The sequence below is a fragment of the Mycobacterium sp. OAE908 genome (genome assembly GCF_017872775.1).
Lineage (GTDB): Bacteria > Actinomycetota > Actinomycetes > Mycobacteriales > Mycobacteriaceae > Mycobacterium.
The window spans coordinates 883,332-894,975 of record NZ_JAGGJL010000001.1 but is presented as its reverse complement, the minus strand read 5'-3'; the positions used below and the strand labels follow the sequence as shown (position 1 = coordinate 894,975).

The following is an 11,644-nucleotide window of genomic DNA, read 5'->3' as shown; positions in this document are numbered from 1 at the left end:
GGTCAGCCGATTTGCTGGGAGTCAGCCGTCAGAACGCTGTGTGCGCCAAGGCATCTCAACCGCGCAGGGTTCGCCCCTGCGCGTCGGGTACCTTGCCCGCGAGGATGAAAATGGCGTCGACCAGCGGCCAGATCCCGCCGATTCCGAGGGTCAACCAAGTCACGGCCACCTGAGCGATTCCGATCGTGGTGTAGCCCAGGTAGAAGCGACCGACCCCGAAGCTGCCGAGGAAGATTCCAAGCAGCCCAGCGGTCAACTTGCTCTTGTCGGACAGGGGCCTGCCTGCGGCGTCAACCGCGTGCGCCGCTTGGGGAATTTGACCAGGAGCGTTCGCCTGGTGTGGTTGTGGCGTCGTCATGACGGCGATCATGCAGACCGGCGGTTGGAGTCCGGTTGGAGGCGGGATTGGACTGCGGCCAGGGGGCGGCCTGTTGTCTTTCGCAAAAACCCTCGCCGCCGACGATTGCTGGCGTATACGAAGACAATGCGTTCATCGATGTACGTCGGTCGGGTTGGGGGATTGGCCGTAGCGCTGGGGGTGGGCGTTGCGGTGGCCACTGGATTCGGGTGCGGACAGGCATGGGCGGACACATCGGGTGCGTCAGGCGAGTCGTCGTCGGAGTCGGCGTCGACAACCACTTCGGGCTCGACTACCACCGAGCAGTCGAAGGGCTCGGACACCACGGCCTCACCGTCGCCTGAGTCGACAGCGTCGCAGACCCCGACCAGTGTCGTGGTCAGCACCGGGGGCGCCAACACGAGCGCGGAATCGAAGGACGACGAATCGGCGACGAAGCCCCCGAAGCCGACGAAGACGACGAAGAAGCCCAAACCTAAGGCGAAGGTGTCGGCGCCCACCGCCAAGGTCGACGGCGCCGAGGCAAAGGTCGACACCGGTTCGAAGGCTGCCGTCGACACCGACACCAGCGAGGCCGACAAACCCGCCAGTTCCTTTGCGGCGCAGACGATGTCGGCGGCCACCGAACTGTCAACTGCCGCCATCGCGACACCGAACGTCCCGTCGCTGCGGCCACGGCCGACGGCTTACGACCCGGCCACCGTCGTCACCTATGTCGGCGGCCTGGTGTCAAGTGTGGTCAAGGCGGTGCTCGACCCGTTCGCCGCGGGCGCTCCGGCCGGGCCGGCCCAGCCGCCGACGGTGTGGACGCTGCTGGCGTGGGTGCGCCGTGAATTGTTCAACGGGACGCCGACCATCCACCCCGTGCTCAACCCGCAATCGAACGGGTTGGTCACCGGCAACCTCGGTGCTGTCGACCCCGACGGCGACCCACTGACGTACACGGTCGTCGGAACGCCGCACAACGGCGGAACCGTCGAAGTCGACCAGAACGGCAACTTCACATACCGGCCGATGAACGCGATGCTCGCGGTCGGCGGCACCGATCAGTTCACGGTCGTGGTCAGCGACGAGTCGGCAGGTCTGCACGTGCACGGTCCGCTGGGATTGGCCAAATTCGTGCCGATCCTCGGCAGTTTCCTCAACCCCGGCGGCGGTGACGCGGTGGCGCAAACCGTCATCGTCAACATCGACCCGCAAGCCGGCGTCGACCTGTCCTTCCCGGCGAGTTTCCACTGGGGCGTCGCCCACGCAGGATTCCAGGCCGAGGGCGGCCCGGGCTCGCCCGTCGATCCGAACTCCGACTGGTACAAGTGGGTGCACGATCCGATCAATCAGCTGCTCGGGCTGACGCACGGCGTGCCCGAGAACGGGCCCGGCACATACGTCCAATACGACAGCGATGCGGGCCTCGCTCACGACGCCCTCGGCATGAACACCTTCCGGATGAGCATCGAATGGAGCCGCATCTTCCCGAATTCGACCGCATCCGTTGACATCTCGGATGAAGGCGGCGGCGTCAGTCAAGCGGATCTGCAGGCGCTGGACGCACTGGCCAACCAGGACGAGGTCCAGCACTATCGCGACGTGTTCACCTCGCTGCGGGCACACGATCTGGAACCGCTGATCACGGTCAACCACTTCACCCTGCCGAGCTGGGTGCATGACCCGACGACCACGCGACTGCTGGCCCAGCTCGGCCTACCCGCGCAGGATGCGGGCTGGTTGTCGTCCGACACCCCAGTCGAATTCCAGAAGTACGCCGCCTACGTCGCGTGGAAGTACGGTGACCAGGTCGACAACTGGACGGTGCTCAACGAACCGGTGCCGCCGGTGCTGACCGAGTTCCTCGCGATCCCCACTCTGGTGCCGAGTTGGCCGCCAGGCCTGATCCGGCCGGACCTCGCGTCGACCTTCCTTGTCAACGAGGCCAAGGGATACGTGGCGGCCTACGACGAAATGCACAAGTGGGACACCACCGTTGCGACGGCCGGCCAGCCCGCCGCGTTCGTCGGCTTCGCCAACAACATGATCCCGGCGCGCCCGGCCAACCCGGTCAATCAGAACGACGTGCAGGCCGCCGACGCGTGGAACGCCTTCTACAACCGGTGGTTCCCGAACGCGGTGATCAACGGCTGGGTCGACGCCAACCTCGACGGCATCCAGACCCCCGACGAGCTGCACCCCGACATGGCGAACAAGGTCGACTTCATGGGCGTGCAGTACTACGGGTCGCAGCCGATGCAGGGTTTCGGCGTCGCGCCGATACCCGGATTCCCTTGGCTGAAGGGACTTCCCGTGCGTTGCGCGGCGTCCGAACCGACGTGCAGCGACTTCAACCAGCCCACCGATCCCGGCGGGTTGCGTGAGGTCCTCGACATCGCGGCGTCGTACGGAAAGCCGTTGTGGATCACCGAGAACGGTATCGCCGACGCCAACGACTCCAAGCGGCCGTCCTACATCGTCAACCACATCGCGGTGGTGCAGGACGAGATCGCGCACGGCATGGACATCCGCGGCTATACGTACTGGTCGTTCGTCGACAACCTCGAATGGGCCAACGGCTATGACCTCGAGTTCGGCCTCTATGGATCCGACCCGACGACACCCGAGCTGGAACGAACCCCGAAGCCGGCCAGCATCTTCGCTATCAACCAGATCACCACGAACAACGGCTTGCCGCTGGCTCTGTTGGGGATGTACATCCCGGGCGTCGTCTAGGAGGAACCTGGCTTTGTCCGGCTCTCGGCGACAAAGTCGCTACGCGCGACAAAGTCGCCAAGAGCCGGGCAATTCACCACTTATGCCCTAAACAGGGACCCGGGGGCGAGCGACTACCCCTGCTTCATCGCCTCAGCGATTTCCTCCGGGCTGACTTCGCGCACCGGCTGGCCCAGTGACCACTGGTGGCCGAACGGATCGCGGACGATGCCGTATCGGTCGCCCCAGAACTGGTCGTCCAGCGGGGCGACCACGGTGGCCCCTGCGTCGATCGCCTGCTGAAACTTCGACTCCACGTCGGTGACGGTGAGGTGGATGGTGACCGGGGTGCCGCCGAGCGCTGCGGGCGTCGACGACTTGCCGTCGTTGTACTCGGGGAAGTCGTCGTTGAGCATCACGGTGGAGCCGTTGATCTGTAGCGCGGCGTGCACCAGCTTTCCGTCGGGCCCTGGAACTCGGCCCAGCTCAACGGCATCGAACGCCTTGACATAGAAGTCGATCGCAGCGGCCGCGCCGTCGACGCACAGATGTGGGGACAGGGAGGGTTGTACTTCGATTGCCATGTTGCCCACCTAAGCACTGCCCACCGACAAGTGGGTGAACTCAGACGGTCGAGAACGACCGTGGCAACTCCTCGCGCCCCGTCAACGCCAGCAGCACCGTCGCGCCATGGCCTTCTGCTGCCGCGATCCGTGCCGCCAACACCGTCGCGTCTTCGAGCACCTCGTCGGGCGGCGTATACGAAATGCCAACGGCCCGAGCAATATCCAGGCTGTGCACCGCCAGCTCGAACGTCCGTGTGGGCAAATACGTGTGTAGCCGGATGCCCGCCCCGCCGATCACCGTGATCAGCGGGTCGCCTGCGCCGGCGAGCTCGTCGAGCACCCGCGCCACCAACGAGTCGACGGTGGCTGCCGGGTCCTCGCCCAGGTCCCGGCCGGCTTGCCTTCCGCGCTCGACGACACCGTCGGGTGCGAGTCCGAGCGCGGCCGGATTCACCCTGGCGTAGTACTCCTGCGGGCTGTGGATGTCCTCGGTCGACGCGGGCTGCAGCAGATAGGTGCTGACGGTGATCAGCGAGCGCGACGCGTGCCCGACCAGTGACCGCAGATCCCACTCGCCGAGGCCTGGTCCGTCCCAGCGGTCGGCAGGCAGGTCGTGTACCAGCGCGGCGAAACTGCGTGCCGCCGTGGCGAATATCCCGACCGGATCAGTCACGACTTGGCGACTTGGTCCCAACCCTCGACGGATTCGGGACTGCGCGGATCGGGTCCGACGTAGATGGCCGCGGGACGGACGAGCTTGCCGAGTCGCTTCTGCTCCAGGATGTGGGCACACCAGCCAGCGGTGCGGCCGCAGGTGAACATGGCGGGCATCATCTTCGTCGGTACCTGGGCGAAGTCCAGGATGACCGCGGCCCAGAACTCGACGTTGGTCTCGATGGCGCGGTCGGGCCTGCGCTCACGAAGTTCAGCCAACGCCGCCTGTTCCAACGCGGCCGCCACCTCGTAGCGGGGCGCCTCCAGTCGCTTGGCCGTGGCCCGCAACACCCGTGCCCGGGGATCCTCGGCACGGTAGACGCGGTGCCCGAAGCCCATCAACTTCTCTTTGCGGTCGAGGATGCCCTTGACGACCGCGCCTGCGTCACCGGTCTTTTCGGCCTCCTCGATCATCGGGATCACCCGGGCCGGGGCGCCGCCGTGCAGCGGACCGCTCATCGCCCCGATGGCTCCCGACAGCGCCGCTGCCACATCCGCACCGGTCGACGCGATCACCCGCGCGGTGAACGTCGACGCGTTCATGCCGTGCTCGGCTGCAGTCACCCAGTAGGCGTCGATGGCCTCCACATGCCTGGGGTCCGGGTCGCCCTGCCACCGCGTCATGAATCGCTCTGTGACGGTGGAGCATTGGTCGATGGTGCGCTGCGGGACGGCGGGCTGATAGATGCCGCGCGCGGACTGCGCGACGTATGACAGCGCCATCACCGACGCGCGGGCCAACTGGTCGCGCGCGGTCTGGTCGTCGATGTCCAGCAGGGGTGGGTAGCCCCAGATCGGTGCCAGCATGGCCAGCCCGGCCTGCACGTCGACGCGGACGTCGCCGCTGTGGATGGGCAGCGGGAACGGCTCGGCGGGCGGCAGGCTGTGGCCGAACTTGCCGTCGACCAGCAGCGCCCACACGTCGCCGAAGGTGATGTGGCCGTTGACCAGGTCCTCGATGTCGACGCCGCGATACCGCAGCGCGCCGCCGTCTTTGTCGGGCTCGGCGATCTCGGTGGTGAAGGCGACCACGCCCTCGAGCCCCTCGACGAAGTCTTCCGGTACAGCTGACGTCGTAGTCATGGCCAGATTCTTGCACTCGTTTCCCTGACCTTGTCTACCGGTCGGTAACAAGCCGGCGAACGGCGAAAGCGTAGCGTTGTCGCGTGGCCACACGTGATGAGGAATACCTGGCCAGAATGCGTGTCGAGTACGGCGCCCTCGAGAAGGACGGCAGCCCCGACCTCGACGCGGACTGGCTCGCCGATGGTTGGGTCGCGCTGCTGCGCAAGTGGCTGGCCGAAGCCGAGGACGCCGGCGTAGCGGAGCCCAACGCGATGGTCGTCGGAACGGTCGACGAGCGGGGAAGGCCCGTCACCCGGTCCGTGTTGTGCAAGAGCGTGGACGAATCCGGCATCTCCTTCTACACCAACTACGACTCCGCCAAGGGTGAGCAACTCGCGTCGACGCCGTATGCCTCGGCGACCTTCCCGTGGTATCTACTCGGCCGCCAGGTCCATGTGCGGGGCCCGGTGACCAAGGTGTCCGCCGAGGCGACTGCCGCGTACTGGCGCAACCGGCCGCGCGGCTCGCAGTTGGGCGCGTGGGCGTCGCAGCAGTCAAAACCGATTGCCTCGCGAGCGGCGCTGCTGGAACAGTTGGCCGACGTGACGCAGCGATTCGCCGACTATGCAGAGGTGCCGGTGCCACCGAACTGGGGCGGCTATCTCATCGCACCCGAGGTCGTGGAGTTCTGGCAGGGCCGGGAAAACCGGGTGCACAACAGGATTCGGGTCGTCACCGATACCGAGCTGCCGGCGGCGGTGCAAACCCGCATCGAGCGGCTTCAGCCGTAGTGCGGAAGTTCTTCGCCGACACCACCCCGCTGAGAACACCGGACTTCCGGCGGCTGTGGCTGTCCGGGATCGTCACGGTCATCGGCGGCAACCTGACCATCTTCGCTGTGCCCGTGCAGCTTTACGCCCTCACGCAGAACTCCGCCTACGTCGGGCTGTCCGGGTTGTTCGCGTTGGTTCCGCTGATCGTGTTCGGGCTTCTCGGCGGGGCCTGGGCCGACGCGATGGACCGCCGCAAGCTGTTGATCATCGCCTCGATCGGGCTCGCGCTTTCGTCGGTGCTGTTGTGGATGCAGGCCGCGCTGTCGCTGAACAACGTCTGGGTGGTGCTGTCGCTGCTGTCGGTGCAGCAGGCGTTCTATGCGATCAACAGCCCGACCCGGTCGGCGGCGATTCCCCGCATGATTCCCGGCGACCAGTTGGCCGCCGCCAACTCACTGAACTTCACGGTGTTCCAGTTCGGCGCGATCGTCGGTCCGCTGCTGGCAGGCGTGATGCTGCACTGGGTCGACCTGTCCACGCTGTATCTGATCGACGCGATCACGTGCGTCGCGCCGATCTGGGCGACGTTTCGGCTCGCGCCGATGCCACCGACCAACGGCGAAAACGGGACGTCGGGCTACGGGTTCAAAGCGGTCCTTGACGGCTTCCGCTACCTGGCGGGCAACCAGGTGGTGCTGATGTCGTTCGTCGTCGACCTGATCGCGATGATCCTCGGCATGCCCCGGGCGTTGTTCCCGCAAATGGCGCATGAGAGCTTCGGAGGACCGGTCGAGGGCGGCACCACGATGGCGCTGCTGGCCGCAGCGATGTCGGCAGGCGCGGTCGCCGGCGGGGTTTTCTCCGGCTGGTTCCCCCGCATTCAGCGCCAGGGCCTGGCCGTGGTCGTCTCGATCGTGGTGTGGGGCGCGGCGATGATCGGGTTCGGTGTTGCCGGTGGATTCGCCCACGGCCACACCGGGGCGTTGCTCTGGATTGCGTTGGCGTTCTTGGCTATTGGTGGTGCGGCCGACATGGTGTCGGCGGCGTTCCGTTCGACGATTCTGCAGCAGGTGGCGTCCGATGATCTGCGGGGCCGACTGCAAGGCGTCTTCACCGTGGTCGTCGCGGGCGGGCCACGGTTGGCCGACGCGGTGCACGGCGCAGCCGCCGCGGTGGTGGGCACGACGGTCGCAGCGGCCGGTGGCGGCGGGCTGGTGGTGGTTGGCGTACTGATCGCCGCGGCGGCGGTTCCGGCATTTGTCCGCTATCGGGTGACCGAGGGCGACAAAGTCTGACCAGCGTCAACTGTCTGGCTTTGCCACTTTCTGAGTCAATACACACTCGGCGGAGTTAGCATGCCCTACGTGGCTGATGTCAGGGGGGAGCCGGCCCTCGGTCTGCGAGAACGCAAGAAGCAGCGCACCCGTGCAACCCTGCTCGATGCCGCCGTCGAACTGTGCGAAAGGCAGGGCTTCGAGCGCACCACGGTCGATCAGATCGCTGCGATCGCCGAGGTCTCGCCGCGCACGTTCAGCCGCTACTTCGCCACAAAGGACGCCATCGCTTTCGCCCTCATCGACGACGCGATCGACCTCGCCGCACTCGAACTGGCCCGCCAACCCCCTGAGTTGAACCACTTCGAGGCGCTGCGCCGGTCATACATTTCGATGTACTCGGCCACGAAGACCGCTCCGGTCGGGTCGTTGTCCGAGGACCGAATGATGTGCATCGTCCGGATCATCATGACCTCGCCGAGCCTCAAGCAAGCCGCCCTCGAGTACCGTCCCCATGCCGTCAATGTCGAGTTGGCCAAGCGGATGGGCGTCGAACTCGGCCACCGGCGGTTGAGGCTGATCTCCGCAATGTGGGGGTCGATCATCATGACTGCGCTCGGCGATCTCTCCGAACCGGGCGTCGACTGGCAGAACGAGAACGTCGACGGCGTCATCTCTCGGCTGGAGGCGACGTTCGACGAGTTCATGGGCGAAATTCAAGACGCCGCGCAGCCCGCCTAGCGAACAGCCCGACCCCACGCGGGCACGACTGCTGGAATGGGACTACCTTTTGTAGGACAGACTTCCGTATTGCCGGCAGCGACGAAGGGATTCCCGTGGCCGATAACTCCTCCAGTGGTGGCGAGCACGCAAGCCTGACGTACCCGGGTGGCGAGCTTGATTTGGACATCGTCAGCGCCACCGAGGGGGCCGACGGAATCGCGCTGGGTTCGCTGTTGGCCAAGAGCGGCTACACCACGTTCGACGAAGGCTTCGTCAACACCGCGTCCACCAAGAGCGCCATCACCTACATCGACGGTGAAGCAGGCATCCTGCGCTACCGCGGCTACCCGATCGAGCAGCTGGCAGAGAAGTCCAACTTCATCGAGGTCAGTTATCTGCTGATCTACGGCGAGCTGCCCACCAAGGACCAGCTGGAGAAGTTCACCACCCAGATCCAGCGGCACACGTTGCTGCACGAAGACCTCAAGCGGTTCTTCGACGGCTTCCCGCGCAACGCGCACCCGATGCCGGTGGTGTCCAGTGCGGTGAACGCGTTGAGCGCCTACTACCAGGATTCGCTGGACCCGTTCGATGACGAGCAGGTCGAGTTGTCCACGATCCGGCTGCTGGCCAAGCTGCCGACCATCGCGGCGTATGCGTACAAGAAGTCGGTCGGCCAGCCGTTCCTCTACCCGGACAACTCGCTGAGCCTGGTGGAGAACTTCCTGCGGATGACGTTCGGCTTCCCTGCCGAGCCCTACGAGGTGGACCCGGAAGTCGTTCGGGCGCTTGACTTGTTGCTGATCCTGCACGCCGACCACGAGCAGAACTGTTCGACGTCGACGGTGCGGTTGGTCGGCTCGTCGCAGGCGAACCTGTTCACGTCGATCTCCGGTGGCATCAATGCGCTGTGGGGTCCGCTGCACGGCGGCGCCAACCAGGCCGTGCTGGAGATGCTCGAGAAGATCCGCCAGTCCGAAGGCGATGTGCAGGACTTCGTAAAGAGGGTCAAGAACAAAGAAGACGGCGTCAAGCTGATGGGCTTCGGCCACCGGGTGTACAAGAACTACGACCCGCGGGCGCGCATCGTCAAGGAACAGGCCGACAAGATTCTCGGCAAGCTCGGCGGCGACGACGAACTGCTGGACATCGCCAAGGCTCTCGAAGAGGTCGCGCTGACCGACGACTACTTCGTCGAGCGCAAGCTGTACCCGAACGTCGACTTCTACACCGGCGTGATCTACCGCGCGATGGGCTTCCCGACGCGGATGTTCACGGTGCTGTTCTCGGTCGGCCGACTGCCGGGCTGGATCGCGCACTGGCGTGAGATGCACGAGGACGGCAGCGGCAAGATCGGGCGTCCCCGCCAGATCTACACGGGTTACACCGAGCGCGACTACCAGGACCTCGGCGCCCGCTAGCTCTCACGGCGGTGAGCGACCATGTTTGTACGGCGACGCGCCGTTGATGGTTGGCAATTTGAGGTCGCTCGTCGCGCTGCGACGCATTTCACGACATCGGCGTTTGCATTGCGAACAGTTGTAGTTTCACAATCATTGTGTGAATGAAACTGTCGTCCGATCCTTGAGTGCACGGCGCAAGGGCATCATCCTGGTGTCCTGCTGCCTGAGCCTGCTGATCGTGTCGATGGACGCGACCATCGTCAACGTCGCCATTCCCAACATCCGCGCCGACCTGCGGGCAACCGCGTCGCAGCTGCAGTGGGTCATCGACATCTACACCCTGGTGCTGGCCTCGCTGCTGTTGCTCTCCGGCGCGACCGCCGACCGCTTCGGGCGAAGGCGCACCTTTCAGATCGGGCTGACGGTGTTCGCGCTCGGCTCGCTGCTGTGCAGCCTGTCGCCCACCATCGAAGTCTTGATCCTTGCGCGCATGCTGCAGGCCGTCGGCGGCTCGATGCTGAACCCGGTCGCGATGTCGATCATCACGCAGGTGTTCACCGGCCGGGTCGAGCGCGCGCGGGCGATCGGCGTGTGGGGCGGCGTCGTCGGCATCTCGATGGCGCTCGGTCCTATGGTCGGCGGCCTGCTCATCGAACTGGTCAACTGGCGCGCGGTGTTCTGGATCAACCTGCCGATCTGCGCGCTCGCCATCGTGCTGACAGCCATCTTCGTGCCCGAGTCACGTTCAGTAACCATGCGCGACGTCGATCCCGTCGGCCAGGGCCTTGGCATGGCGTTCTTGTTCGGTCTTGTCTACGTGCTGATCGAGGGCCCGGTGCGGGGCTGGGCCGACACCCGCATCGTCGCCGTCGCCGTCGTGGCCGCGCTGGCCTTCGCCGCGTTCCTGCGCTACGAGTCGCGCCGCCACGACCCGTTCATCGATCTGCGGTTCTTTCGCAGCATCCCTTTCGCGTCGGCGACGATGATCGCGGTGTGTGCCTTCGCCTCATGGGGCGCGTTCCTGTTCATGATCTCGCTGTACCTCCAGGTCGAACGTGGCTTCTCGGCCATGCGCACGGGCCTGCTGTATTTGCCCATAGCCGTTGGCGCGCTGGTCTTCTCGCCGCTTTCGGGCCGGTTGGTCGGGCGCTTCGGCGCACGTCCCTCGCTGCTGATCGCTGGCACGCTGATCACCGCTGCGACGCTGCTGCTCACTCGGCTGACCATCACCACCGCGGTATGGCAGCTGCTGGTGGTCTTCTCGGTGTTCGGCATCGGTTTCTCGATGGTCAACGCGCCGATCACCAATGCGGCCGTCAGCGGCATGCCGACCGACCGCGCGGGCGCAGCCTCTGCGGTCGCTTCGACCAGCCGGCAGGTCGGCGTGAGTGTCGGTGTGGCGCTGTGCGGTTCGGTGCTGGGCTCGGCCTTGTCGACGACGGGCGCGGACTTCGCGGTTGCGGCGCGGCCGCTGTGGCTGGCGTGCGCGGGCCTCGGCGTCGTCATCCTCGTCATGGGCCTGTTCTCGACGTCGCAACGGGCATTGCGCTCCGCTGACCGACTGGCACCGTTGATCGCGGGGCCGAACGTTCGATACGAGGGTGCCGATGTCAAGTAATGCTCTGGCCGACGGGGTTTGGCGCGCAATGGCCGCTTTGGTGATCGACAACCGCGACGCGTGGAAGCGGGCGGTCATCGAACAAAGCGGCCTGCCGTTCAGCAGAATTCGCGTCCTCAAGCGGCTGAGCCGCCAACCGATGACGGTCAAGCAGCTGGCGCACGCCGCGACGATGGATGCGCCCGCGGCGACCGTCGCCGTCAACTACCTCGAGGACCGCGGGCTGGTGGTCCGCGAAACCGATCCCACCAACCGGCGGTGCAAGGTCGTCTCGTTGACCGACGCGGGCCGCGACGTGATCGCCAAGATCGACGCGGTCGAGGATCCAGCGCCCGACGCCCTGGCAGCTCTGGACCCTGCGCAGCTCAAGGCGCTGAAGAAGATCCTCGACCAGATTGGCGCGAAATAATCAGGCCATTTCACAGCCGGGCCTGCGTCTCGGCGGCACGA

The 11,644-nt window shown here is 65.8% G+C and carries 11 protein-coding genes; 7 read left to right on the top strand and 4 right to left on the bottom strand.

Annotated elements, in window-relative coordinates; genetic code table 11:
* Nucleotides 1-55: 55 nt before the first annotated feature.
* Complete coding sequence (locus J3E61_RS04235) at nt 56-370, bottom strand: TM2 domain-containing protein (RefSeq protein WP_210082725.1); 315 nt, start codon at nt 368-370, stop codon at nt 56-58.
* A 114-nt stretch (nt 371-484) separates the two neighbouring features.
* Here J3E61_RS04235 and J3E61_RS04230 point away from each other — a divergent pair, with 114 nt between their 5' ends.
* Nucleotides 485-3,079, top strand: a complete 2,595-nt coding sequence (locus J3E61_RS04230; protein ID WP_210082724.1) for a family 1 glycosylhydrolase — start codon at nt 485-487, stop codon at nt 3,077-3,079.
* A 113-nt stretch (nt 3,080-3,192) separates the two neighbouring features.
* On the opposite strand, the gene J3E61_RS04225 is transcribed toward J3E61_RS04230, so the two are convergent.
* The 3 genes from J3E61_RS04225 to J3E61_RS04215 are packed head-to-tail and all read right to left on the bottom strand — an operon-like array spanning nt 3,193 to nt 5,421.
* The gene (locus tag J3E61_RS04225) at nt 3,193-3,642 is read right to left on the bottom strand and encodes a VOC family protein (protein ID WP_192724052.1); all 450 of its coding nucleotides are present in this window, start codon (nt 3,640-3,642) and stop codon (nt 3,193-3,195) included.
* A gap of 40 nt (nt 3,643-3,682) precedes the next feature.
* Nucleotides 3,683-4,297 (bottom strand): maleylpyruvate isomerase N-terminal domain-containing protein, encoded by a 615-nt coding sequence (locus J3E61_RS04220; RefSeq protein ID WP_210082723.1) that lies wholly within the window; start codon nt 4,295-4,297, stop codon nt 3,683-3,685.
* The gene (locus J3E61_RS04215) at nt 4,294-5,421 is read right to left on the bottom strand and encodes a citrate synthase (protein WP_192724050.1); all 1,128 of its coding nucleotides are present in this window, start codon (nt 5,419-5,421) and stop codon (nt 4,294-4,296) included. Before J3E61_RS04215 ends, J3E61_RS04220 begins: the two co-directional genes overlap by 4 nt.
* A 116-nt stretch (nt 5,422-5,537) precedes the next feature.
* Here J3E61_RS04215 and pdxH point away from each other — a divergent pair, with 116 nt between their 5' ends.
* The 6 genes from pdxH to J3E61_RS04185 all read left to right on the top strand — a co-directional run bounded on the left by pdxH (nt 5,538) and on the right by J3E61_RS04185 (nt 11,603).
* Nucleotides 5,538-6,194, top strand: a complete 657-nt coding sequence (gene pdxH, locus J3E61_RS04210; RefSeq protein ID WP_210085426.1) for a pyridoxamine 5'-phosphate oxidase — start codon at nt 5,538-5,540, stop codon at nt 6,192-6,194.
* Nucleotides 6,194-7,471: an MFS transporter gene (locus J3E61_RS04205; RefSeq protein ID WP_210082722.1), complete on the top strand. Its 1,278-nt coding sequence runs from the start codon at nt 6,194-6,196 to the stop codon at nt 7,469-7,471. Before pdxH ends, J3E61_RS04205 begins: the two co-directional genes overlap by 1 nt.
* A gap of 60 nt (nt 7,472-7,531) precedes the next feature.
* Entirely contained in the window at nt 7,532-8,191 is a 660-nt protein-coding gene (locus J3E61_RS04200) for a TetR family transcriptional regulator (RefSeq protein ID WP_192724048.1), read from the top strand.
* Between the two features lie 95 nt (nt 8,192-8,286).
* Entirely contained in the window at nt 8,287-9,594 is a 1,308-nt protein-coding gene (locus tag J3E61_RS04195; RefSeq protein WP_192724047.1) for a citrate synthase, read from the top strand.
* Between the two features lie 139 nt (nt 9,595-9,733).
* The gene (locus tag J3E61_RS04190) at nt 9,734-11,194 is read left to right on the top strand and encodes an MFS transporter (protein ID WP_210082721.1); all 1,461 of its coding nucleotides are present in this window, start codon (nt 9,734-9,736) and stop codon (nt 11,192-11,194) included.
* Nucleotides 11,184-11,603, top strand: coding sequence for a MarR family transcriptional regulator (locus tag J3E61_RS04185; RefSeq protein ID WP_192724045.1), 420 nt, complete (start codon nt 11,184-11,186; stop codon nt 11,601-11,603). Before J3E61_RS04190 ends, J3E61_RS04185 begins: the two co-directional genes overlap by 11 nt.
* Nucleotides 11,604-11,644: the final 41 nt, after the last annotated feature.